The sequence below is a fragment of the Paenibacillus sp. FSL R5-0378 genome (assembly GCF_038009285.1).
In the GTDB taxonomy this organism is placed as follows: Bacteria; Bacillota; Bacilli; order Paenibacillales; family Paenibacillaceae; genus Paenibacillus_AQ; species Paenibacillus_AQ favisporus.
In genome coordinates, this window is record NZ_JBBPAY010000001.1 from 5,304,006 (window position 1) to 5,327,047 (window position 23,042).

General features: G+C 52.6%; 22 protein-coding genes. 2 read left to right on the forward strand and 20 right to left on the reverse strand.

Annotated elements, in window-relative coordinates; all coding sequences use genetic code 11:
- Positions 1-4: 4 nt before the first annotated feature.
- From MKY74_RS24505 to metH, 15 genes are all read right to left on the reverse strand, one after another.
- Positions 5-2,080 carry a hypothetical protein gene (locus MKY74_RS24505; protein ID WP_076171301.1) on the reverse strand — a complete coding sequence of 692 codons (2,076 nt, stop codon included), beginning with the start codon at positions 2,078-2,080 and terminating at the stop codon, positions 5-7.
- Entirely contained in the window at positions 2,070-3,977 is a 1,908-nt protein-coding gene (locus MKY74_RS24510; RefSeq protein WP_076171297.1) for an ATPase, T2SS/T4P/T4SS family, read from the reverse strand. The genes MKY74_RS24505 and MKY74_RS24510 overlap by 11 nt, the downstream gene beginning before the upstream one ends.
- Positions 3,978-4,823, reverse strand: a complete 846-nt coding sequence (locus MKY74_RS24515; RefSeq protein WP_076171294.1) for a hypothetical protein — start codon at positions 4,821-4,823, stop codon at positions 3,978-3,980.
- Positions 4,820-5,533 carry a hypothetical protein gene (locus MKY74_RS24520; RefSeq protein ID WP_076171291.1) on the reverse strand — a complete coding sequence of 238 codons (714 nt, stop codon included), beginning with the start codon at positions 5,531-5,533 and terminating at the stop codon, positions 4,820-4,822. Before MKY74_RS24520 ends, MKY74_RS24515 begins: the two co-directional genes overlap by 4 nt.
- A gap of 82 nt (positions 5,534-5,615) precedes the next feature.
- Positions 5,616-6,644 carry an SAF domain-containing protein gene (locus MKY74_RS24525; protein WP_076171288.1) on the reverse strand — a complete coding sequence of 343 codons (1,029 nt, stop codon included), beginning with the start codon at positions 6,642-6,644 and terminating at the stop codon, positions 5,616-5,618.
- 34 nt (positions 6,645-6,678) lie between these two features.
- Positions 6,679-8,163 carry a serine/threonine-protein kinase gene (locus tag MKY74_RS24530; RefSeq protein ID WP_076171285.1) on the reverse strand — a complete coding sequence of 495 codons (1,485 nt, stop codon included), beginning with the start codon at positions 8,161-8,163 and terminating at the stop codon, positions 6,679-6,681.
- 216 nt (positions 8,164-8,379) lie between these two features.
- Positions 8,380-9,450 carry an SAM-dependent methyltransferase gene (locus MKY74_RS24535; RefSeq protein WP_144025432.1) on the reverse strand — a complete coding sequence of 357 codons (1,071 nt, stop codon included), beginning with the start codon at positions 9,448-9,450 and terminating at the stop codon, positions 8,380-8,382.
- 7 nt (positions 9,451-9,457) lie between these two features.
- Entirely contained in the window at positions 9,458-10,231 is a 774-nt protein-coding gene (locus tag MKY74_RS24540) for an ABC transporter ATP-binding protein (RefSeq protein ID WP_076171279.1), read from the reverse strand.
- Entirely contained in the window at positions 10,228-10,548 is a 321-nt protein-coding gene (locus MKY74_RS24545; protein ID WP_076171275.1) for a thioredoxin family protein, read from the reverse strand. The genes MKY74_RS24540 and MKY74_RS24545 overlap by 4 nt, the downstream gene beginning before the upstream one ends.
- Positions 10,545-10,886 carry a cyclic-phosphate processing receiver domain-containing protein gene (locus tag MKY74_RS24550; RefSeq protein ID WP_076171273.1) on the reverse strand — a complete coding sequence of 114 codons (342 nt, stop codon included), beginning with the start codon at positions 10,884-10,886 and terminating at the stop codon, positions 10,545-10,547. The genes MKY74_RS24545 and MKY74_RS24550 overlap by 4 nt, the downstream gene beginning before the upstream one ends.
- Positions 10,887-10,926: 40 nt before the next feature.
- The gene (locus MKY74_RS24555) at positions 10,927-11,784 is read right to left on the reverse strand and encodes a deoxyribonuclease IV (RefSeq protein WP_076171270.1); all 858 of its coding nucleotides are present in this window, start codon (positions 11,782-11,784) and stop codon (positions 10,927-10,929) included.
- On the reverse strand, positions 11,774-12,589 hold the full coding sequence (locus tag MKY74_RS24560; RefSeq protein WP_076171267.1) for an Fpg/Nei family DNA glycosylase: 816 nt from the start codon (positions 12,587-12,589) through the stop codon (positions 11,774-11,776). Before MKY74_RS24560 ends, MKY74_RS24555 begins: the two co-directional genes overlap by 11 nt.
- A 72-nt stretch (positions 12,590-12,661) precedes the next feature.
- Positions 12,662-13,450, reverse strand: coding sequence for a TIGR01457 family HAD-type hydrolase (locus tag MKY74_RS24565; RefSeq protein ID WP_076171769.1), 789 nt, complete (start codon positions 13,448-13,450; stop codon positions 12,662-12,664).
- Positions 13,451-13,911: 461 nt separating this feature from the next.
- Positions 13,912-14,844 (reverse strand): ribonuclease Z, encoded by a 933-nt coding sequence (gene rnz, locus MKY74_RS24570; RefSeq protein WP_076171264.1) that lies wholly within the window; start codon positions 14,842-14,844, stop codon positions 13,912-13,914.
- Between the two features lie 102 nt (positions 14,845-14,946).
- Complete coding sequence (metH, locus tag MKY74_RS24575; protein ID WP_432206610.1) at positions 14,947-18,363, reverse strand: methionine synthase; 3,417 nt, start codon at positions 18,361-18,363, stop codon at positions 14,947-14,949.
- A gap of 205 nt (positions 18,364-18,568) precedes the next feature.
- Here metH and MKY74_RS24580 point away from each other — a divergent pair, with 205 nt between their 5' ends.
- Positions 18,569-19,108, forward strand: coding sequence for a 1,2-dihydroxy-3-keto-5-methylthiopentene dioxygenase (locus MKY74_RS24580; protein ID WP_076171258.1), 540 nt, complete (start codon positions 18,569-18,571; stop codon positions 19,106-19,108).
- 90 nt (positions 19,109-19,198) lie between these two features.
- Here the strand turns inward: MKY74_RS24580 and MKY74_RS24585 are convergent, their stop codons facing one another.
- The 5 genes from MKY74_RS24585 to MKY74_RS24605 form a co-directional block, all read right to left on the reverse strand.
- Complete coding sequence (locus MKY74_RS24585) at positions 19,199-19,612, reverse strand: FixH family protein (RefSeq protein WP_076171256.1); 414 nt, start codon at positions 19,610-19,612, stop codon at positions 19,199-19,201.
- A gap of 229 nt (positions 19,613-19,841) precedes the next feature.
- On the reverse strand, positions 19,842-20,636 hold the full coding sequence (locus MKY74_RS24590; RefSeq protein ID WP_076171253.1) for an HAD family hydrolase: 795 nt from the start codon (positions 20,634-20,636) through the stop codon (positions 19,842-19,844).
- Between the two features lie 39 nt (positions 20,637-20,675).
- Complete coding sequence (locus MKY74_RS24595) at positions 20,676-21,191, reverse strand: hypothetical protein (RefSeq protein WP_076171250.1); 516 nt, start codon at positions 21,189-21,191, stop codon at positions 20,676-20,678.
- Positions 21,192-21,428: 237 nt separating this feature from the next.
- Entirely contained in the window at positions 21,429-21,611 is a 183-nt protein-coding gene (locus MKY74_RS24600) for a DUF896 domain-containing protein (protein ID WP_076171246.1), read from the reverse strand.
- A gap of 101 nt (positions 21,612-21,712) precedes the next feature.
- Positions 21,713-22,093: a LysM peptidoglycan-binding domain-containing protein gene (locus MKY74_RS24605; protein WP_076171243.1), complete on the reverse strand. Its 381-nt coding sequence runs from the start codon at positions 22,091-22,093 to the stop codon at positions 21,713-21,715.
- Between the two features lie 239 nt (positions 22,094-22,332).
- Between MKY74_RS24605 and lexA the strand changes: the two genes are divergently transcribed.
- Complete coding sequence (lexA, locus tag MKY74_RS24610) at positions 22,333-22,959, forward strand: transcriptional repressor LexA (protein ID WP_076171240.1); 627 nt, start codon at positions 22,333-22,335, stop codon at positions 22,957-22,959.
- Positions 22,960-23,042 lie beyond the last annotated feature (83 nt).

Here is a 23,042-nt window from a genome sequence, read left to right on the forward strand (position 1 = left end):
CTCCTTATATTTTTTGAATTTGCTCGTAATAGATGTTCATCTGCATGAAGCTCATCGCAATCAGCGGGATGACCAAATAGATGAAAATCAAGGAGTACATGGGTGCAAAGCCGATCAGCCTGCCAAGACCCGCTTTTGTATCAATGATCCGCTCATAATCCTGTTTTCGCTGCTCAAAATAAAAGGACATCTCGCCTTCCAAATCGTCGAAAGCCTGGCTGATCGGTATTTTTTCCACGGAAAGGAGCAGCTTGTCCACGATTCTTTGAAACTCGGTGAACCGCACCTCCTCCTTCAATTGCTGGAGAGCCATTTCCCCGCCGTGGTCATAATGGATGAGACACTTCTGAATCGGAATTTTGAATATGACGGCAAAACGGTCCATCCACTCTAAAATTTCCTCCACCGAAATCCGGTCCATCTCCCTCAGCATCGAAATGACAGTCTGGTACTGGTAGACTTCATGCCGCATGTCCATATAGCGGAGCTTCCTCTGGAACAGAAGCAGCCAGAAAGGCCATTTGTATCCAAGCATGCTGGCGAAGAGGCACAACACAAGCTCCCACCATTTAAAATACTCGTTGTGATAAGCCTGAAGCTTGCCGAGGATCCGGTTAGCCGAGTCTACAAGCTCGTCTTTGCCGAGACCTTTGCTTTCAGCCTGCTGCAGCTGTTCGGCAATCTCCGCATAGGTAGCTTCCGGCGACATGTTCACCCTTCTCATGACATCTAGATCCCGGCTGCTGAGACGCTTGCCTTCCTCTTGCTGGGTGATGGTGGTCTGCCCGAAGAAGCTGTCCTGAACCACCGGATCGTACATGATGTGATTCCTGGACATCTGATGAAGATACAAAGTCATCGTCAGCGTAACCGCAAATACAATGAGGCTGTAGACGACCCGCCGGATGTAAAACCATTCATAGGTCAGCTCGGTTCCGGTTTCCTTCATCAAGCGGACCACTTTGGAATAATCAGCGCTTCCCGGATGGGGGGCAGCCCATGCGGCCATAACCCGGAATAACGGAACACGCGATATTGCTTTCTCCCATGGGCGGCTGTTTCTTCCCGCCCGGTATGTAGTTTCATCATTCTGCTGAAGCTTTTGCAGCAAAACAAACGACAGGATAATCACGATATAAATGAGAATTTTGGCCGCATACCCGAGCTTGCTCATATAAAACTCATCCATCGCCGGAAAGCTGCTTCTGGCCCATCGCTCGATCGGCTTGGTAAAAAATAGGGGAACTAACGCGATCACGTTGAGGCCTTTTAACAAATAATCGAGCTTGCTTCGCCGCAAAATTTCCAGATGGATCTCCTTCGTCAGACCGCTAAGTCCCTGCAAATAGATGGAGCCCTGCTCCTTCACCTTGTCGCCAAACTCCATGATCATGTAAGAAATACCGGCAAATGCTTTTAAAAAACGGTTGGGTGCAGCTTCATAGTACTTTTCCAATTCTTCGGAAGGATTGTTGCTGATCAGCGCCTCGGCAATTTTTCGGGTATGAAGGCCTGCCTCGTCCTCTGCCGATTCAGCCGCCTCCTGCAGCGCTTCATCCACCATCCCGTGCTGATGATACCGGTGGCGGATGTCTGAAAACAGATCGAGCATTTGGACGAGCAGCTGCCGCTCCAGCCGGTTAACCACCATGTCGATCAACAGGCTGTTGATCACCACCGCAGTAAGCAGAACCAGCAGAAGGAAACTTAAGCTTGGGTTCAGCAAAAACAGCACCGCAACTGAAATGCCCAGTGTCCCCAGTATGGAAAACGTAACTTTCATGACCTCATGGCGGAGAAGAAATTCCTCATAAGCATGAACGCCGCTTACCCGTTTCCGTACTTTTCGTATATAGGCTGAAAGAAGCGGTACAGAACAACCTACGATATAAGCGGTTTGAAGAAATTGCTGCCATCGTTTGCGCAGCATCAATTCATCCTTCGGACGTGCAGGATCGCTCAGCAGCTCCAGCCGGTTTCGCCGCGACCTGTTATTCAGCCACATCATGACGGCATAGACTACCGCAAACAACGCCAGAGAAATGATCAGGATCAGGAACAGCAGACGCCTAATTCCCATACCCATTCCCCCAATTCGTCTGAGCAAAATCCTTGAACATGACCGCATCTTCCACGCTCATCTGCTCGGCCATTTCCCTGAAATTCCTATCGGAAATAGGTTCTGCGGCCACATATCCTCCATCGCGAAACTCGATGATGTTCCGGGAGGAAAAGGAGCTCTGGTCATGAACGCGGCGATAATATTCCGCCTGCAGTTGCATGAATTGGCCAAGCATCTTCCTGACACTCCCGTGGGTGCCCCCTTCAATCATGCCCAGCGGCTCCTTCTCCTTGGGGATGCATTCGGTAATCCGTTCGATGTACCGGTTGCCGGCAGCATCCCGTTTCAAATGAATGTCAAAGTTGATGACTTGAACCACCTGCTGTTCAGCAACGGCTTCATGGTGAAACACACCGCTCTTCAGCAGGGAATTCCGCAGGGAGAAGATCAAATCGCGGAACGTCTTGGCGTGATGTGTAAATACGGTAAACAAGCTGGCGACCTGGGACATTTGGATCATCCAGGAGGAAACCCCGTCGCTGGCCACCTCGCCCAATATATTGACCGTGCCGTCCGTCTTTTTCTGAAGGTCCAATCCTTCCTGTCCGGTAATGCGATCTGTCTCCCGGAACGATAAAATGTTTCTGCGGCTGTAGATCTTCCGGAGGTGGAGCTCGAACGCCATTTCCTGCACCCGGAGTGTATAGGTCGGGTAGATATGCTCGATCATCGCCATCAGCAGCGTCGTCTTACCAGAGCCCTGGGCTCCCGTGATGGCCGTAATTCGGCTCCCTTTCATGAGATAGCGCAGCATTTGGATCGGAAGCTGGGCGTTCTCCCCGGTGACCAGCTGCTCCAGCGTCGCGCTGCGGATGTCAAACTTACGGACGAAAAAAGCCCATGACTCCGAAAACGGCGGCCTGACCACCACGACGCGCGACCCGTCCTTCATTTCGTTTACTTTGTAGCCGTTAGCTTCCGACAGCTGGCCGGGGTGGTTGTATTTATAAATGTTCTGGCAGACACGCTTCAGCTCAAGCTCTGTCCCGAAGGACAGGCAGGCCATATGAATCGTTTTGCCCCTGTAAAATATCCACACGCTTTCGGTCATTCTGGCTTTACGATCCGGCTGAACCGAAGCTTGCAGCATACGCAGCGGGTCCAGTCCATAGGAGGCGGCGAATGACTCGTCAGCCAAAATACCGCTCACACCGCCGCTGACGCCGTCAATCCGCTGATCCCTGAGCTCATCGATAACCGAAAACCCTTTAAACTGCTGGTAAATACGCTGAACGACAATCTCCAGCTTCTCCGAAAACGTCAGGCTTCGGGATTCATTAGTATACATTTGTTCCACATCGCTGGCGGTTACAGCATAAACTGGCTCATCCCCATAACCAGGAAGCACGCGCAGGTCGGCTAGACCATGCAGTTCGAGCATCATCGACAGCGCGTCCTGGCCATACTGCAGTTTGTATAAATAAAAGATGATTTCGAATTGATCCTGTAAGTTCAAAAGCCTCGGATCCGCAAACGGAATCGCCTGATCTATGTTGCCCTCCGTCACGCCATAACTTTTGACCAGCAAATCGGCCATAAACTGCTTCACGTATTGCTTTTCATGAACATCTCCGGAAATGCAGTTCTTCAGCGCTTTGCGCAGTTCACTGCGCTGATTCAGCCTGCGCTTGTATTCTTCTTCATGCAGTCCCAGGTCGGTTAGTTGACTGTGGGTCAGCTCATGAAGGGTCTGTTTGACGAAGGATGTCATCGCTTCGATCGTAAATTCTACGCCGGTTGTCCCGGATACAGAAGGCCGTTTGCGCAGATCAAGCCATCTCAAGTAAATGAAAAGAGCTGCAAATAATAGAATGATTGCCATAAACAATATGTTGAACAGCGGTCCGGAAAACATTCAAGCTCCCCTTCCCACCATTTTCAAAGCGGGTATTTCAAGCATATTCATCAGGTCTTTGGCCAGCTGCCTTATGCTGCCGTAGAAGTGTGCCGCTGGGTGCCGATCGTTTAGATTGCGGCTGCGCTGCATATAGTTCATGACACCATGCATGTTCCACGCATCCATGAAATCCGTATTGTAAGGAACACCATGAAGAATGCCCTTATACCCGAATCTGCGTTTAATGTTGTGAAGCGTGCAGTGGGATTCTTTGTCGTAGCGCCCAAGGACAAGGATAACCGGCTTATCCTTTAACTGGTCGGGATAGTGTCTCCCGCTGAAAAAGTGTTCCAATCCCTGAACGCTCTGCGTCAGGCTGATGACGATCAGATCCGCCTGCTCCAGCATCGTCCCGTCCCCCGGATCCCCGGCTGCCCCCATCCCGCACCCGGCATCCAGCAGCACCAGATCATAACATTGGTTGGCGATCGTTACGATGGACTGCACCGATTGCCCGCGATAACCCGGCAGCGTTCCTCCCCGACGGTCATTTCCCTGGACGAGGTCGAGACGCTCAGGCAGCACAGGAATCGTGTAATCCCGGAAATTGTCCCTGAATAAACGCCGGTTAACCGCAAGCCTTTCCAACGCGTCCATACCGTGATCGTGAAACGACACGAGGGAATGGTCGAGCACCAGCCTGCTGCTTCGGAACGCCCCTTCTACACGTTCCCCCGCCGTACCACCGTGACCGAGAAGGACTCGCAGGCGATATTCCAAACCAAGGCAAGCCGCAGCCGCTGCTGCGTGCGCCGAACTTCCGCTCCCTCCCTCTAACGGGCTCCAAAATGCTACTGTACTCATACTTTGCTCCTTTCTGCGCTCCGTAAGGCGCGATGAATTGTTTTCGGTTCCATATCTGTCAGAAGTCTCAACAGCAGGCATAGATTTTTTTTATATATTCGGCTTAGGCGTCTGATCCGTACCTTCCGGGTATGATCGTTCTGCAGCTTCAAAGCATAATCCGTCTCGACCCACGGGATGACGACAGATGCTTCCTTCCATAGCACAGGGAGGCTGCCGAAATATCCTTCCGCGTACCCTTCGTCAAAAAAATCATCCACTGCCCGGACGTACACTTTATAGAACTCCAGCGGCGTACTGCCGAGATGCCCGCGTAGCAGGTCTTCCAACCAATCCCTTCCCTGCTCCAGCGTCCAAATCTCATAATCGCTGACCCATACCAACGCAGCGGCGCTTTCCCAGGAATCACGGGGACAAAATTCCGCCTGCTCCATATCAAATACAACTACGTCGTATTGCTCGATCGATGTCCCGACTATCGATAGATGTTCCCTCAGTTCGGATTCATCCGCAAAACCTGAAGCGACATCAAAGCCGGAAAATTCCGTTACAGACAGCGGTTTGTCCAGCTGCCCGATATACAGCGGATATTTATGCTTCTCGGTAGCATCCACCAGCAATACCTTTTGCCCTGCCGCACGAAGCAGCATGCACACATAGAGCAAAAGCTCGCTCTTGTCACATATCCCGGCAAAGATCCACGTCTTCACCTCATCACCCCTGGCCAGTCGATTTTTTCAAAAGTTCACGCATCGTGTGGCTTTACTTACATACAGCTCCGGCTGCTCTTAACTATGGTTGATCCGTTGAACTTCCACCCTCTTTCACTGCCTGTTCAAGCAGCTTGTTCTGCTGCGGTTGGTCCAACGTAAACGAGTCCTCTGACTCCCCGGCAGGGGTTGAACCGTCCGTCTGGAACGAGCTTGGCGTGCCGGAGGAAGATCCTGTGGCCTGACCATACCCTGAAGAATATTCCGACGCCGAAAATGAGCCGTTCCCTGGAGATTGTGCATCCGCGCGGGCAAGGTCGCTCTCCAGCGCTGTGCGCACGGCCTCAGCCAGCGTCTGCTCCGCTTTATTTACGATGTTAGGGTCGCTCGCGATCAGTTTCATCACGGCTTTATTTACCGGATAGGTCGGGACCGCCCTGCTCTGCATTTCCGGTTCAACGTAAGTGAGCGCATATAATGCGGCATCATGCAAATAGGCATCCACCATGGCGCTCGACAAAGACAAAATCTCCTGCTCATTCATCTTGATCCACATCGTTGGTGAAGCAAGCTTATCTATCTTTTTCTTGGACAGCACGATGTAGTCCTGACCGGAAGGAAACTGGATCCGTATGTCGACGGAATCCCCTTGCCTCAGGTTGGAGGGCAGTGAGACCGCCTTCATCTCCCGGTTTCTTAAATCCGGTGCGGTCGGCTGGCCTTCATACAGCATCGCTTCGGTTAGAGGCGTACCTTTGCCCAGCTCGATCTTGGCCGTCCTTCCCGCAGCTCCGTCCTTGTCCGTGATCAGGTTGCCAGGGGCAGCCTCGAGCGGAAGCCTGATCTGCATCAGATCGCCCTGCTTGATCGTCTCTCCGGGAGCAACATCGCGGGAGATGGTCCACCCGGATGCCATCGACTTCTGCGACTGGAGCTGAGCCTCCTCCAAATCGGCGATTTGCCGCTGGTAGTGGCGCTCTATCGCTCCCTCCCGTTTGTTGTGCTCCATCGTGTTCCAGACCGCATAGCCTGCAAACAGCAGCCCCATCGCCGAAGCGCCTGCCAGGCCTGCATAAATCAAGTGTTTCGTTCGCTGCCTTAACTTTGACATACTTCCCGATTACTCCCTCCTTCATCGTCGCCTCTCAGCTTAAGCCAAACCTGAACTTTCGTCTGCGCTCCGCGACCGGCAGCAGCCCTTGGAATATCCGGACAAATGCCCGGTCCATCTCATCGCATTGGTCAAAAGGATCCACCTGAAGCGGGATGGAAAATACCCGGGACGTGCCCAGCGTACGCCGCAGCCGGTGCACAGCGTCCTGCGGTGCGAGCGGAAGAAAGTACATCCACTTATGCTGCGGATGACTGGACAATTGCTGGACGAGCCCGGCCAAATCCTGGTGCTTCCACTCCGCTCCCGATCCGACAATAATGGGAATATCCGCACGCAGAAATTCCTCCAGCCGGTCATTACCGAAATAAGCTCCCAGATCCATCACCACAAAGTCGTAACTTCCACCAAGCAGGGAGATCACGTCAGCCCTCCCGGTTTGGCGCCAGTAATCCACGCCCTGTACCTCAAACTTGCGCTCACCCGTTTGCACGCGATCTGTCCTGCCGGCCGCGATTCTCTGAATCCGGCCGAACGCCGGAGATTGCAGATTCATCTCGACAAGGGCCACTTTGCCGTAGCTTCGGGCCAAATAATGCGCGACGGCAATCGCCGTATGGGTTGTCCCCGTGCCGCTGCCGGCCCCCATGACCGCGATCACCAGCGTTCCCGGAAATCCCGGCTTCCTCCCCGCTTTCAGTCTCACCGGTCCTGTACCCAGCATCCCGATGGAATCCAGGACTGAGCTTACCTCCTTGGCCGATTGGTACCTGTCTTCGGGTTCAATGCTCAGCAAGCGGCGGATAATAGGGATCATGCCTTTCGGAATATCGGGGCGGATCAGTTCCTGTACCCCTTCCTTCCATTCGCTGCATTTGCCGCCGGTGGACAAATACAGCATCAAGGCGCCCAAGCCGTACAAGTCCGACCTTGCGTCGCTTTGCCCCAATCCATACTGCTCCGGGGCCGCAAATCCGACCGTACCGAGCTTAACGGTGTCCTGATATTGATCCTGCTTGTAATTTCTGGCGATCCCAAAATCGATCAATCGGACTTCCAGCTGGCGGGCAAGCATAATGTTGGATGGCTTCAAGTCGCGAAAAATGACCGCGGGTTCATGCTCATGCAGATACTCCAGCACTTCCAGCAGCTGATTCGCGATCTGCAGAATAGTTCCAGCCGGGAGCCTGTATTGGTTCTCCTTAAAATACTTCTCGAGCGTGACACCCTGAATGAAGTCCATGACCAAATAAGCGAACCCTTCTTCATCCGATGCGAAAAAATCGACGATTCGCGGGAGACGGGGATGGTTCAATGAGATGAGAAGCTCAGCCTCATCCTGCAAGCCCTGAAGCAGCTCGGGCCTCGACGGTGTCTCCTTGACGGCCCACTGCTTGCCTGGAAGCTTCAGGTCCGCTGCCAGGTATACCCGGCTCATACCCCCTTCACCAATGCTGGCGATTACTTCATACCTCCCTCCAATCCTTTGTCCGGGACGCAGCCTGGAAGGATGACTCATCGAATACACAACCTTTCTGAACGACAAAAAAGGAAAGCACCCTCGGATGACGACGTGGCCTGGGCCACGATCGTACTCCGGGATGCTTTCCCTATATTATCGTTTGGTTAATTTTGGTTCTAGTATAAAATAAATTGTCGGATCTCGCAAGAAATATTTTCCAAACTGCATCATTGCGACAAATACTGGCAAACCGGTACTACATCATTAACAACCTTAATATTTTATCATATAAAGTGTGATCTCGTCCCGATTGTGAAACAGCTGCTTGGCTCTCTGAACCTGCATCTCAGCCTGCTCAAACGACGAAATGACATCATCAATTAATGCCATCGGTTTCTTATGCATCAGCTTCACCGTTACAACCGCCGTTCCTCCCGCAGCCAGGCTTGGCAGCAGCTCCTTCACCAGCTTCACCATCTGTTTCGGACTCCAGCTCATATCGCATACAAGAAGATCAAATTCCTCATCCTTGAATTGTACCTCTGAGGCATTTTTCCGGAGGATCCGCAGCGCGGGATGCCCCTGCAGCGACTCATGCATGACCGCCGGGTCCACGGCTGTAACCTGTAAACCGCGCTCCAGCAAAAAGGACGTCCAGCCTCCAGGCGCCGCTCCGATATCAAGCGCCTTGTGAAAAGCGGTGAAATCGATGCCAAAGCTGTGCTCGGCTTCGAGCAGCTTGAATTTGGCCCTGGAGATCTGTCCTTCCTCACGCTGAAAGCGGATTGCTCCGCCGCTCCAATCCGACAAGTTGTCGGCTGGCCGTGAAACCCCGGCGTACAGCATGCTTCCGGCAGCAAAAATAGAAATGATCCACTCCGGATCCTGCACGACGAAATCCGCCCCGAGGTCGCTCAGCATCTCGGCCAGCGTTTCGCGCAGTTTGCCCGCGCTGTCCTGCCACAGGCTGTCGTCGGCTTTCCGAACCTGAAGCGACACGGCTGCGCCATGAAGCTCCTTCCGGTTCCGCAGGAAGGCGCTGACCTCACGGACCGCCTGATCCATGTCTTCTGCATTTTGCTCCAGCTGCACAGGCTGGATGTGACGCAGAAAGATCGGCGGGCTGCTGATAATCATGTCTACGGCCCGGCCGGCTTCTTCATTTAGCGTTAACAGGAACACTTCTCCCGACACGAGCACGCGGCTTTTTAGGCTGCCGAATTTGCGGCGCAGCTCTTCCTGGGCATAAGGAGCGAAGCCGTGGTTTGCCGTGCATATAAATCTTGAGATGGAATCTCCCGATTCCTCGCTATTTTCATTATTCGATAAGTTATGATCAGTCAAAATGGGTTTACCCTCCAGAAATCACTTTAATCCATGGACGTCCTTCTTCCCATTCCAGTTTGGCAGGAATGTCGTAAGTCCGCTTGATCAATTCGTTAGTCAGCACCTCTTGCTTTGGACCGGAACCGGCGATTTTGCCGTCACGGATCAGCGCCACATGGGTGAATAGAGGCACGATCTCTTCCACATGGTGGGTCACATACACTACGGTCATATTCCGCTGGCGAAGCCGGTCAACCTCGGCCAGCATCTTTTCCCGTTCATATAAGTCCAGGCCCGCACATGGCTCGTCCATGATCAGCAGCTTGGGGTCTGCCATCAAGCAGCGTGCCAGCAGTACCTTTTTCCGTTCGCCCTGAGAGAGCGTGCCGAAGGGATGCTCCGCATGTCCTCCCAAGTGCATATCCTTCAGCAGACTATAAGCCTTCTCTTTTACGTCCGCCGGAATCTCCTGATAAAACCGCAAAAAAGCGTACGCGCCGGTCGCCACTACTTCCCAAACCGGGTCGCTGAGCGACAGCCTTTCGATCAGCGAAGGGCTGATATAGCCGATTTCTTTGCGCACTTCCCGGACGTCGCACTCGCCATATACATTACCCAGTACTTCAATTGTACCCGAGCTGGGAAAAAGATAACCCGTCATCATTTCCAGCATCGTCGTTTTACCCGAGCCGTTTCTCCCGAGAATCGCCCAATGCTCCCCGGGTTTTATTTCGAGAGACACATGGTCAAGAATGAGGTTGTCCTCTCTTCTCAGCGTCACGTCCTTCATCGAAATCATGATATCACTCCCCTAATTTCCTGCAGCAGGTCCTCCACGGAGCCCATGTTGTACCGGATGGACGGTTTGGCGCTGCGATTCGCGTCGGTAACGAGGAGCGCAGGCACGCTGCGGATCTGATACTGCTGAACGACCTGCGGCAGCATGTTCACGTCCGCATCCGCCACGATGCCCTCCGGCAGCAAATGCTCCGCCACTTCAAGCATTCGTCTGGCTGCTTTACACGTGCCGCAGAAAGGAGTATACAAAAAGACGGCCAGCGGCTGCCCCTTAGTCCAAAGCTCCTTAAGCAGCTCCTGCTCACTTAGATGCCTCATTGCGTTTCCCCTCCCGCAATCCGCTCAAGCACATCCGGAGGCATTGGGCCATTATGAAGCACGACATGCTCTGGCTTATGATGATAGAGCAGCTCATACATTTCCTTTTTCCCCCACATACTCGACGTATGCAAATAAATCTCCTGCGGGAATAAGGCGTCCGTAATCATATGCTTGACCACGTCCTTGCCGGTCATTTCCCCGGGTCCCAAGTCAAAATCAAGCGATAATATGCCAACCTCGCATTCCTTAAGCATCAGAAGGCATTCCTCCGCATTGCGAGCGAGGGTAAAGCCTTGCGGACAGCGGCGGTAGTCATCCAAAAACAGATGGATCACGCTCGGGTCCCTCCTTCCCTAAAAAAACAAAACGAAACGGCTAATCGAGCGGCCAGCTTTTCACCTTGGCGATATCGCCGCGGTGCGTACCGTCTTCGCCTGCGTCCGTCTCCAGTACGAGCGCCTTGCCATGGAATTCCGGATATGACAGCAGCGCCTGAAAGGCTTCCTCGCCAATATACCCCTGACCGATCCGCTCATGGCGGTCTTTTCCCGACCCGAGCGGGTATTTGGAATCGTTCAGGTGAACTGCGGCCAGATCGCTCCAGTATCCAAGCTCTCTGCCCCGCTCAACGAGGGCATCCGTCGTACGCGGATCCCACACGCCTGATGCGTATGCATGGCAAGTATCCAGGCAAAAGCCGATTTTCTCCGGGTAATCGCTCAGCCGCCTGATGTTTACCAGCTCATCAAGCGTAATGCCCATTGAGCCCGGGGTGCCGGCCTGGTTTTCCAGCAAAATCTTCGCGCTGCCCTGCCAGCCTGACAGCGTCTCGTTTAAACATTGTATTATATTTTTGTAGCCTTGTAATGCATCGCGTCCTTTGAAATGTCCGAAGTGGACCACGATGCCGACCGTGCCGCAAGCCTCGGCGATGATCAGATCGTTCTGCAGTGACTTGACGGTCAGCTCGTACAGCTCCCGGCCCCGGCTGTCGCCGATTGCGATGTTGATCGGATACGGGGTGTGGGCGATGCTTGGCATGCCGTGCTCCCGGCAAAAGGTAAGGCAGTCCGCCGCCGCAGTTGCATCCAGCGTTTTGATCGACATGCCGCGGGGATTTTTCGGAAAATATTGAAACGATCTCGCTCCGATTTCCCATGCCCGCCGGGCAGCTCTCCCATAACCGCCGCGCGTGCTGACATGGCAGCCGATGAGCAGCTGGTTACTGCTCATGCTGGCAGGACGGACAATAAAAAACCTTCCGCCCGTTTAATTCGGATTTGTTGATCGTACCGCCGCAGCGGTAGCATGCTTCCCCTTCACGGTCATACACTTTGCACTGATTGTCATAGCCGCCGGTTAACTGGTCTCCCACCATAAACGGAGTATCCATATAGCCCCCGCCTTCAAGGGCTTCCCGCAGCACTTTCTGCATGGCATCATACAGCCTCGCAACCGATGCTTCCGTCAAGTCCTGAACCTTCACCGAAGGCAGAAGACCGGCTTCATACGAGATTTCATCCGCATAGCAGTTCCCGATGCCGGCAATGACATGCTGGTTGACCAGCAGCGATTTTAAAGATCCGCGCCGCCCCTGCAATATTCCTGCAAACTTTTCCGGGGTCATCCGGCGGTCCAGTGGTTCCGGTCCGAGGGGAGCGAACAGCTCATCGACTTCTTTTGCCGAATGCAGATGAAGATGGCCTAGCCGAAGGCCGATAAAATAGAGCGTCCGGTCTCCAAACGAAATTTCAATCTGGGTAGAACGTTTCGGGCGATCCTCTTCGGTTCCGTAATACATCAAGCCGCCCAGCATCAGATGCAGGAGCAGCCTGCGGCCGTTGTTCAGGTGGAAAATGAGGTGCTTTCCGCGCCGCTCCACAAAAATCGTTCTCGTACCAAGCAGCTCCTCTTTGAAGCTTTCAACGGGAACATTAATGGATTTCTCCCGGTTGACGACCACGTTCGTAATCGGAGCATTGATAATCAGTTCTGACAGCAATCTTCGGTAATTTTCCATTTCCGGCAGTTCCGGCATCTTGTTCATCTATCCTTTCAAAATCCATCACGGATGTTCATGTAAATGTATATAAAACGGTCCCTGAAGGTGTCAAGGACACAACAGCTGAGTCAGCTCGGTCAGATCACGGCAAATGATGTCCGGAGAGATGCCGGCTGCATCGACGTGCATCTGCAAGTTGCTCTCCGTCGTCAGCCCCGTCAGGACCAAAATCGTCTGACATCCCGCGGCAGCCCCTGCCGCAATGTCCGTACGCATATTATCACCGATCACAGTGGCTTCGGTCGGGGACAGCTGCAGCCGGTCCGTAGCATATTTCATCAAGTGGCTCGAAGGCTTCCCGATAATCACCGGTTTGACACCGGAAGCCGCTTCAATTGCTGCTCCAAGCGATCCGGCCCCCGGGACAAGCCCGTGATCGGAAGGAAGCAGAAGGTCGGGATTGGTCAGCACAGAACGGGCGCCTTCACGGATCCAGCGAACGGCCTGGGCGAGCGTATCGTAAGTAAAAGAGCGGTCGATCCCTTGCACGACAAATTCAGGCGCATCGTCGACGAGCTTGAGCCCTTCCTCAATCAAAGCCTGCCGAAGCCCATCTTCCCCTAGCATAGCCACTCTGGCCCCAGGAGATTCTTCAGCGATATACCGCGCAGCGGCCAGTGACGAGGTGCAAACCTTCTCTTTGTCGGCGGGAACACCCATTTCGTTCAAATGAGCAGCCACCATTTCCGGCGTTTTCGAAGAATTGTTCGTCACGAATAAATAAGGGATTTCCCGCGATTGCAGCGTTCGAATCAGAATGTCCGCTCCGGGTATCATATGTTTCCCATGATATAACGTTCCGTCCAGGTCAATCAGCAGACCGCGGGTAGTTTTCAGCGTGTTCAATGGACATACCTCGTTTCATCTAGTAAAACTTTTGGCTGCGAAAAGCCTGGCTCCCGCTGCAACAGTCGATTTTCAGGCTTCCTGTAACCCAGCTTGTTCCATTGTAAAAGAAAACGGAGGAATGTGGCAACCGGAAGCACGACGACAAGGACGTTTATCTCCATTATTTCGTCATGCGTTTACCCTGAAACCTATCACGGGAAGTCCAATTGTGCAAAGTTGTGTCATTTCCTGCGCTTTCCCGGAAAATAATGATTATCCGGGAAATGAACCGCTGCAGTAAGAAAAACGTCTATCGACGTACCTTCAAAGAAGACAGACCGCGTTTAGCTGAAGTTTTTCTTGCGATTATAGAATGGTTCAGCTTCGCTGAAATTTATAAATTCTATAATCTTAAAGAAAAAAGGCTCGCCCGGAGCCTTCATACCATTATCGCCTGCCCTATGTCTTCACTAATCTTCGTGGCGGGTCACCGGAAACAGCACCAATTCTTCGGCCAGCAGCGTTTTTGGAAAGAGTGACCTGGCTTCCGCCAATAGAGGCTGCAGGTGCTCCATATCCTTGTAACGTGAGCTGAAGTGCGTAATAATGAGCTCCTTGGCCCCCGCGTCGCGGGCAGCTTCTGCGGCTTGAAGCGCCGTGCTGTGATGATAATTGTGTGCGGTCTCATGAAGCTCATGCAGAAACGTGGCCTCATGAACGAGCAGATCCGCCTGTTCGGCCAGCGGCAGAACGTTGGCACAAGGGCGGGTATCGCCCAAGATCGTAACGACGCGCCCCTTCTTCGGCGCACCAAGCACGTCTGCCGGTGTCAGCACCCGGCCGTCTTCCAGGTCGATGCTCTCCCCGCGCTTCAAACGGCCGTAAATCGGCCCCGGTTTTAACCCGTACTCGGCCATCCGTTTCAAGTCCAAGCTGCCTGGCTTGTCTTTTTCCATGATCCGGTATCCATAGCTGTCAATGCGGTGCTCCAGCAGACGGGATTCAACCCGGACCTCCCCGTCTTCAAAAATGACTCCCCCCGTGTGCTCATTCACCTCAAGTTCAAACTCGATTCGCGACTGGCTGAGGGTAAGTGACGTGTCTATGTATTTTTTGATCCCCGGCGGTCCGTACAGCTGCAAGGGCGTGGTGCCGCCCTGGTTGGACCTGCTGGAGAGCAGCCCGGGAAGACCGAATATATGATCACCGTGCAGGTGGGTAATGAAAATTTTCTCCAGCTTGCTCAGCTTTAATGAAGACCGCAGAATTTGATGCTGCGTGCCTTCGCCGCAATCGAACATCCAGAAGCTGCGCCGCTCCTCGTACATCCGAAGCGCCATCGATGTCACGTTCCGCTGCAGAGAAGGAACCCCCGCATTGGTACCCAAAAACTCCAGTTCCATAACGCTATACCTTCTTTCCAAGAATGCGCCAGCAAAAAACCCCCGAACAATCGGAGGGTTTTGCTGACATTTGCTTCGGTTCGGCTATGAACCGAATATATATTATTTTACCTTGTCGACATTAAAATACCGTGCTTCCGGATGGGCAAACACCATCGCCGACACCGAAGCTTCAGGCTCCATCATAAAGCCTTCGGTCAGATGTACGCCGATATCCTCCGGCTGCATCAGCTTGAAGAGCGGCTCCTGATCCTCCAGATCCGGACATGCCGGATATCCGAAGGAGACGCGGATGCCTTGATACCTTGCCCCGTGACGCTGCTTCATCGTCATATCGGCCGGGTCAGGGAAGCCCCACGTATCGCGCATCATATGGTGAACGCGCTCGGCCAGCGCTTCGGCAGTCTCAAGGGCCACCGATTGCAGGACATGGGACTTCAGATAGTCCCCCTTATCCTTCCACTCCGAAGACAGCTTCGAAATGCCTTGTCCCGCGGTGACGACCAGGAAGCCGACATAGTCCATCTTACCGCTGTCGACCGATTTCAGGAAATCGGCGAGGCAGAGGAACGGTGCCACGTGCTGGCGCGGGAACGTAAACGTATGCAGTACCTTGGTGTGATCCTCCGGATCGTAAATGACAATGTCGTTGCCCCTCGACTGCGCAGGGAAGAAGCGGTACATCGCATGCGCCTGGATAATCCCCTCGCGGGCGGCCTGATCCAGTACGTCATCGACGGTTGCTTTCAAATCCAGCGCTTTTTCGTCACCTTTCTCCAGCAGCTGCTCGACCTGACCACGCAACCCCAAATGATGTCCAAGCAGCATCTGCATGTTCATGTATGGGATGATGTGGCTGATCGGATAGTTGCGGATGATGTGCCGCTCCAAATCGGGCGGGTTAAAGACCGGGACATCCGTCGACACGTTGGACTTGGCCGCACGGGTCAGTTCCGGCAGCTCAACCGGCTTTTCAGCTTCCGCCAATAGCGCTTCGAGCTCCGCGTCCATTTCAGCCTGCATCAGACTGCGCTGCTCGGGATCCATCAGCTTGTTTGCCAGGTCAAGCCCATCCATGGCGTCCTTCGCGTACACGACCATGCCTTCATACTCCGGCCGGATCCGCGTTTTGGTAAACCTGCGGGTCAATGCCGCTCCGCCAACCATAATCGGCACCTTCACGCCGGCATTTTTCAAGTCCTGCGCGGTCACGACCATTTGCTGTGCGGATTTCACCAGCAGACCGGATAGTCCGATCAAATCGGCCTGCTCCTTCCGGTAAGCCTCGATGATCGTCTCCGGTGGTACTTTTATACCCAAATTGACGATTTGGTAACCATTGTTCGAGAGGATAATCTCGACCAGGTTTTTACCGATATCATGCACGTCGCCTTTAACGGTGGCCAGCAGCATCTTCCCTTTGACGGACGTTTCGTTCTTTTCCATAAAAGGCTCCAGATAGGACACGGACGCTTTCATCACCTCGGCGCTCTGCAGCACCTCCGCCACGATCAGCTCGTTGTTGTTGAACAGACGACCGACTTCGGACATGCCGTCCATGAGCGGCCCGTTGATGATCTCCAAGGCGCCGTACTTCTGCAGTGCAGCATCCAGGTCGGGAATCAGCCCTTCCTTGGTGCCTTCAACGATATAGGTAGCCAGCCGTTCTTCCAGCGACAAGTTCGAAATTTTCTCTTTCTTCTCGACCTTTTTATTCCGGAACGCCGCCACAAATGCGGCCAACGTTTCATCGTTCGTATTGTAAATCAGCTCTTCGGCCAGCTTCCGCTCCGCTTCTGGAATCGAGGCATAGCGCTCCAGCTTCTCGGTATTCACGATGGCATAGTCCAGGCCCGCTTTCGTACACTCGTACAGGAAAACGGAGTTCAATACTTCGCGGCCCGCTTCCGGCAAACCGAACGAGACGTTGCTGATGCCAAGGATCGTATGGCACTCCGGCATCGCTTCCTTGATCAAACGGATCCCTTCAATCGTTTCCTTGGCGGAACCGATGTACTGCTCATCACCGGTACCAACCGGGAACACCAGCGTGTCGAAAATCAGGTCCTCAGCGGGAATGCCGTATTTATGAACGAGCAGATCGTAGGATCGCTTGGCCACATTCAGCTTGTCGTTTCGGTCAATGGCCTGTCCGCTCTCATCGATGGTCCCCACCACGACGGCAGCCCCGTATTTGTGGATGAGCGGAGCCACATGTTCGAACTTTTCTTCACCGTCTTCAAGGTTAATGGAGTTAATAATCGCTTTGCCCTGAGAATATTTGAGCGCAAGGTCGATGACCTTCGGATCGGTCGTGTCGATCATGAGCGGCACTTTGACCTTTTTCACCACCAGCTCCAGGAACTGTTTGATATCCTCCGCTTCATCCCGGTCCGGATCCTGCACGCACACGTCGATGACATGAGCTCCGTTTTTGACCTGGGCCCGTGCGATCTCCGAAGCTTCCTCGTACTTCCCTTCCACGATCAGGCGCTTGAATTTGCGGGAGCCGAGCACGTTGGTCCGCTCTCCCACCATATAAGGCCGGTTGTCCGACTCAATGTACACGGGCTCAATCCCGGATAGCGCCGGCGGATGGCTTCCTTCCATTTGACGCGGCTGGTAACCCTTCATGACCTCGTTCAATGCCCGGATATGATCCGGGGTCGTTCCGCAGCAGCCGCCGGCAATATTGAGCCAGCCCTGCTCCGCAAAGTCTTCCATCTTCCGGGCTAGAGACTCCGGAGATTCATGGTAATGCCCGTTCTCATCCGGAAGGCCGGCATTTGGATAGCAGCTGACCGCCGTTTTGGCCATGGAGGCGAGCGAACGGATGTGATCGCGCATGAATTCAGGACCTGTCGCACAGTTAAGGCCGACCGAAATCGGATTCAGGTGCTCCAGTGAAATGTAGAACGCTTCAATGTTCTGCCCGGCCAGGGTCGTCCCCATCGGTTCGATCGTACCGGAAATCATAATCGGCAGCGTGATCCCAGTGCTTGCAAAGGCATTCCGGATTCCGATGCTGCCGGCCTTAACATTCAGTGTATCCTGGCTCGTTTCAAGCAACAGGGCGTCGACGTTGCCCTCGATCAGGGCAACCGCCTGCTCCTCATAGCTGCTCACGAGCTCTTCAAAAGTTACGCCCCCGGTTACCGACAGCGTCTTCGTCGTCGGGCCGATCGCGCCGATCACGTACCTGGGCTTGTCCGGCGTGCTGAATTTATCCGCCGCTCTGCGGGCAATTTCCGCAGCAAGCAGATTAATCTCCCGCGCCTTCTCGGGAATATCGTATTCAGACAATACGACCGAGGTAGCGCCGAACGTATTCGTCTCTATGAGATCCGCCCCGGCTTCCAGATACTTCTCGTGGATCTGTTCGATCACATCGGGACGGGTAATGACCAGCATTTCATTACAGCCTTCCAGCTCTTCTCCACCAAAATCCTGAGGGCCAAGGTCGACCTGCTGGATCATGGTACCCATGGCACCGTCCAATATCAATATTCGTTCTTTCATTAATTCCTTCAAGTCAGGTCTGTTCACTGTATGTCCCCCCTGCCAAACGTTAAATCTTAGTTTATCAGAATAGCCCTTATTAGAAAAGTGCAAGAAATGCCTTAAGGCAGGGTTTTGCTCCTGATTTTCGTGTAATATATAATCGACAACAAAAGTATCGTTCGTTATAATATGAATTAATCCAAGTGGAAAAGAGGGTTTAGAGATGGCTGAAATCGTGATTCGCAATACGAACGAACGGATTACCGGCGACGATAATGTTCGTGAGTTCCTCAACAATCAAAACGTTCTTTATGAAAAATGGGATGCTTCCAAGCTGCCTCTGGAGCTTCAAACCAATTTTCAACTGAACGACGAGCAGAAAAAGCAAATCCTGGATACCTACGATGAGGAGATCCGTGATCTGGCCGCCCGCCGCGGCTACAAGATCTGGGACGTCATCACGCTGTCCGACGCTACGCCGAACCTGGAAGACCTGCTGAATAAGTTCGAAGAGGTTCATACCCACACGGAAGACGAAATCCGGGCGATCGTGGGCGGCAAAGGCATATTCGTAATCAAGGGCGCAGGCGACATCGGCTACTTCAATGTCGAGCTCGAAGCCGGTGATGTCATCTCCGTTCCGGAAAATACAAACCACTTCTTTACGCTGATGGACAACCGTAAAATTATCGCCGTCCGCCTCTTTATCGAGGAAAACGGCTGGGTCGCCCATCCGGTTCAGGACCCAAGCTTTCAGTCCTAATCCATAAATATAGCGATATACGCAGCAACCCCCGCCTTCGCCAGGAAGAACGGGGGTTGCTTGTCGTTATCAAACGAATCATGATGCTGATTATTCCGTCACGGTCAGCTTTTTCGTCGGCATCGTATGCTGTGGTCCTACCGTAACATGGGACGTGATGCTGTAGGTGCCCGCCTGATCGAAGGTTTTATCGAGCGTATACTTCCCTCCGCCTGCATTCTGGGCGGCCACCTTTTCATGGCTGCTGCTGTCGCCTTCCTTCGAGATTTCAATCATAACCTCATCGGCCTTATCGACTGGTTTATCCTTTTGCGTTACGTTCACCTCGATGGTAACTTGGTTACCTACCTTGGCCTGCTCGGGCGTCCAGCTAAGATCCACCTGCACCGGATCCATCATGCTCTCGCTCATGTCCATGCCCGCATGACCACCGCCGCCGCTGCCGCAGCCTGCTATGCTCCATACCGCCAGCAGCAGCAGAGCAACAAAACCGTACTTTCTCAAGCGAAGTCACTCCCTATACGTCTATCTATGTATGCTGTTTGTCCATATTCTTCATCATTATACATAATTATCGCCTCACCCAAACCATCCATCTGTTAACAAAATGGAACAAATTGACCGGAAAGCGGTCAAGCTTGCTCAGCAAACAGGGCATTCATATGCACAAGGAATATTAAAAGCCTGCCGGACGAAGGATTCCCCTCTGGGCAGGCTAGCATATAAGACCGACTCAAGAACGTTCGGCGATGATGCGATGCAGTTCAGACAGATGCTTGATTTCGTAATCAGGCTCAATGGACGGATCTTTCATTTTTCCGGTGCGGTTGATCCATACTGTGGTCAGTCCGGCGCTATTTCCGCCTTTGATGTCGGTTGTCTGCTTGTCGCCGACCATGAGCGTCTGTTCCGGTGTTAATCCAAGTAATGAAAGCGCATGTTCGAAGATGGTCGGATCCGGTTTGCCTTTGCCGAATGTGCCGGAAATGACGATCTCGTCAAAATATGGGGCAAGTTCAGGTACGCCAGAGATCTTCTCCTGCTGGAGCGCAGGACAGCCGTTCGTCAGAAGAAGCAGCTTCTTGTTTCCTTTCAATTCGTCCAGCACTTGGAAGGTCTCTTCATATACATGGGGGCGGGAGCGGCGCTCGGCGGCAAATTGCTCGGCCAATTCTCCTGCCAGCTGTTCATCGTCAACCCCAAGCTTCAGCAGACCGCGCCGCCATGATTCCTTGCGATAGCCTGGAGCGAGCTCCTCAAGTCTGCGAAATTCAGGTTGTTCGCCTGCGCTGAAGTTGGCCCACAGTCCTTCAAACGGGTTAATTCCAATCATTTGGGTAAAGGCAAACGTGTCATAGGATTGATATAACGCCCTTGCCTCATTGCGGACCGCTTCCTCCAGCTCCTTGGCGTCAATGCCCTTCGCCATGGCGGCCGTCTCGCATACCGCTTCAAAGGATTCCTTCACGCTGCGCTCATCCCACAACAGCGTATCGTCCAAATCGAAAAAAACAGCTTGTACCGGCATCCTCTTCCATCCTCTCCATCTGCTATCTCTTATATTTGTTTATTTTTCCAAAGGGATATTGTGGGTCTGTGCAAAACGCTCCAGACGTTCCCCTATGGCATCGGTATCGTAGCGGTTGATCAGGCGCGTGAACACCCAGTTGCCGCCTTTGCCCTTCGGCTCAATCACGACAGAGCCTTTGGCCAGCTTGATCTTGGCGATATTGTCTGCGGTCAGTCGCCGATCCCGGTTGAACTTGATCGTCGATACGGCGTTTTTCTCCACGCGCAGGAAAGGTCTGCGCAAAAAGATCATCAAGCCCAGGAACACGTACATGGCCATAATGATCCAGGTCATGCCGCTGTTTCCCGCCGTACCCTCCTGTCCGAGCATTCCGAGCAGGAAGTAAACCGCGGCCAGAGCGACCATCGTAATCGGAAGCACATAGTTTCTTCCTTTATAAATGTCAGCCGATGGACCTCCCGTGCTATAGATGGATGGCTTTCCCTCTTTCTTTCTCTGCTTGTTCAGCTGCGCTGAATTTTTTCTTACCTGTCTTTCCCATGAACGGGCCATTCACGAACCTCCTCAAAATGCTTTCGGCTATATAGTTATTTACTTCCTCATATATAACGGCCCAATACTGCTTACAGCAATTATTCCTGTAGTTTCACATTCTATATAATAGAAAGCAAATGAAGGAAAACTTGGTGCGCTTACATAGAAGCATTCTGTTCTCGGTAGTGAGCCATACAAAACCTTGAGTCAGTCTATACCATAATCGAATGTATGAGTCTAATCCAGCAGCGGGTGTTATTTCTTCTCTTCATCCACCCATTCAATCGAGTCCAGCTGCTGTCTGAAATTTCTGCGGACATTCTGAAGGTATCTCTCACGAAGCTTGGCCCGTTCTTCGATTTCCTCTTCGGTTAAACCGGATTCCTTTTGCTTGCGCGCAAGCTCATTAATTCTCTCTACAACGCTGTCGATATCCATACAATTACTCCTCCAATATTCAAGTCATACCTAACTTTGCCATGATAAAAAGAGCTTGTCAAGGTTCACACCTTTCCAAGCTCTTGATCATTTATCTTCTATTAATATTGTGGGAGTGCCAATACTTCTCCGGCTTGAATTTCGCTGCTGGTTAAATCGTTATACTTCTTCACCGCCATAATGTATGCGCGGATATCCATGTCTTCCGGCTTATGGGCAGAAGCGATTCCCCACAGCGTATCGCCTTGCTGAACGATGACATTTTTCTCTAACCGAACATCATCCGAGGTTCCCGCGAATACGCGAACGACACCTGTGCATCCCACCAAAATAATCAGGGCCGCCAAGATCAGTTTGATCAAAGCAGGGCCTGGCACGAAGGACTGTACTTTCTTCAACCAAGGAGATGCTATAGCTTCATTGATGGATGGGTTAACGGATGAGTTATTATAAATACTTTGGTATGTAGTGTGCTTCAGCATAAATATTACGCCTCCAAACGTTTGTTCTTGTTTTATGAGAACAATATAACACGAACATTTGTTTTGTTCAATACTTTTTTCGAACAATTGTTCCTATGTTTTTAGAGGCGGGTTTCCTTCATTCAGAAGCCGTAAAAATCCCGCTCCATCAAAGCAAAATCATTTAGAACTTATGTTTGTACGAACGGCAGTTCTATGTTATAATTTTACCAAACGTTACTAAATGGGGTTGATGGGGAATGTCAAAGATATCTAGCCGGCAGCAAGCGATATTGGAATTTATCAGAAATGAAGTCCGCGCCAAGGGTTATCCTCCGTCCGTCCGTGAGATCGGTGAGGCGGTAGGGTTGGCTTCCAGCTCGACCGTACACGGCCATTTGGACCGACTGGAGAAGAAAGGCTTGATCCGCAGAGACCCTACGAAGCCTCGTGCCATTGAACTGTTGGGACAAGAAGAATCCGAGAGCAGCAATCTGTTCACGCATACGATCGCCAGAGTTCCCGTAGTAGGCAAGGTCACAGCTGGGGTGCCGATCACGGCAACGGAGAACATTGAAGATTACTTCCCTCTGCCGCAGCACTATGTCGGAGATGAGAAAGTATTTATGCTTTCCGTCGTTGGAGACAGTATGATTGAGGCGGGCATTCATAACGGTGACTACGTCATCGTGAGACAGCAGCAGACAGCCGATAACGGGGACATCGTCGTTGCCATGACGGATGAGGATGAAGCAACCGTGAAGACGTTTTACAAGGAGAAGGACCATATCCGGCTCCAACCGGAGAACCCGGCTTACGAACCTTTGCGTCTGAACCATGTCACCATTCTGGGCAAAGTCGTCGGGCTGTTCCGCGATATTCACTAGCAGATGATGCTGGACAAGCAGCAATAGAGCCCTTGCTCTTCCTTACTCAGGAAGGTCAAGGGCTCTTTTCGGCGTTGGGATCA

Coding starts and splice junctions, on each gene's coding strand:
- MKY74_RS24505 (WP_076171301.1), bottom strand. CDS start 2,080: ATGGGAATTAGGCGTCTGCTGTTCCTGATCCTGATCATTTCTCTGGCG.
- MKY74_RS24510 (WP_076171297.1), bottom strand. CDS start 3,977: ATGTTTTCCGGACCGCTGTTCAACATATTGTTTATGGCAATCATTCTA.
- MKY74_RS24515 (WP_076171294.1), bottom strand. CDS start 4,823: ATGAGTACAGTAGCATTTTGGAGCCCGTTAGAGGGAGGGAGCGGAAGT.
- MKY74_RS24525 (WP_076171288.1), bottom strand. CDS start 6,644: ATGTCAAAGTTAAGGCAGCGAACGAAACACTTGATTTATGCAGGCCTG.
- MKY74_RS24530 (WP_076171285.1), bottom strand. CDS start 8,163: ATGAGTCATCCTTCCAGGCTGCGTCCCGGACAAAGGATTGGAGGGAGG.
- MKY74_RS24540 (WP_076171279.1), bottom strand. CDS start 10,231: ATGATTTCGATGAAGGACGTGACGCTGAGAAGAGAGGACAACCTCATT.
- MKY74_RS24545 (WP_076171275.1), bottom strand. CDS start 10,548: ATGAGGCATCTAAGTGAGCAGGAGCTGCTTAAGGAGCTTTGGACTAAG.
- MKY74_RS24555 (WP_076171270.1), bottom strand. CDS start 11,784: ATGAGCAGTAACCAGCTGCTCATCGGCTGCCATGTCAGCACGCGCGGC.
- MKY74_RS24560 (WP_076171267.1), bottom strand. CDS start 12,589: ATGCCGGAACTGCCGGAAATGGAAAATTACCGAAGATTGCTGTCAGAA.
- rnz (WP_076171264.1), bottom strand. CDS start 14,844: ATGGAACTGGAGTTTTTGGGTACCAATGCGGGGGTTCCTTCTCTGCAG.
- metH (WP_432206610.1), bottom strand. CDS start 18,363: ATGAAAGAACGAATATTGATATTGGACGGTGCCATGGGTACCATGATC.
- MKY74_RS24580 (WP_076171258.1), top strand. CDS start 18,569: ATGGCTGAAATCGTGATTCGCAATACGAACGAACGGATTACCGGCGAC.
- MKY74_RS24590 (WP_076171253.1), bottom strand. CDS start 20,636: ATGCCGGTACAAGCTGTTTTTTTCGATTTGGACGATACGCTGTTGTGG.
- MKY74_RS24595 (WP_076171250.1), bottom strand. CDS start 21,191: ATGGCCCGTTCATGGGAAAGACAGGTAAGAAAAAATTCAGCGCAGCTG.
- MKY74_RS24600 (WP_076171246.1), bottom strand. CDS start 21,611: ATGGATATCGACAGCGTTGTAGAGAGAATTAATGAGCTTGCGCGCAAG.
- MKY74_RS24605 (WP_076171243.1), bottom strand. CDS start 22,093: ATGCTGAAGCACACTACATACCAAAGTATTTATAATAACTCATCCGTT.
- lexA (WP_076171240.1), top strand. CDS start 22,333: ATGTCAAAGATATCTAGCCGGCAGCAAGCGATATTGGAATTTATCAGA.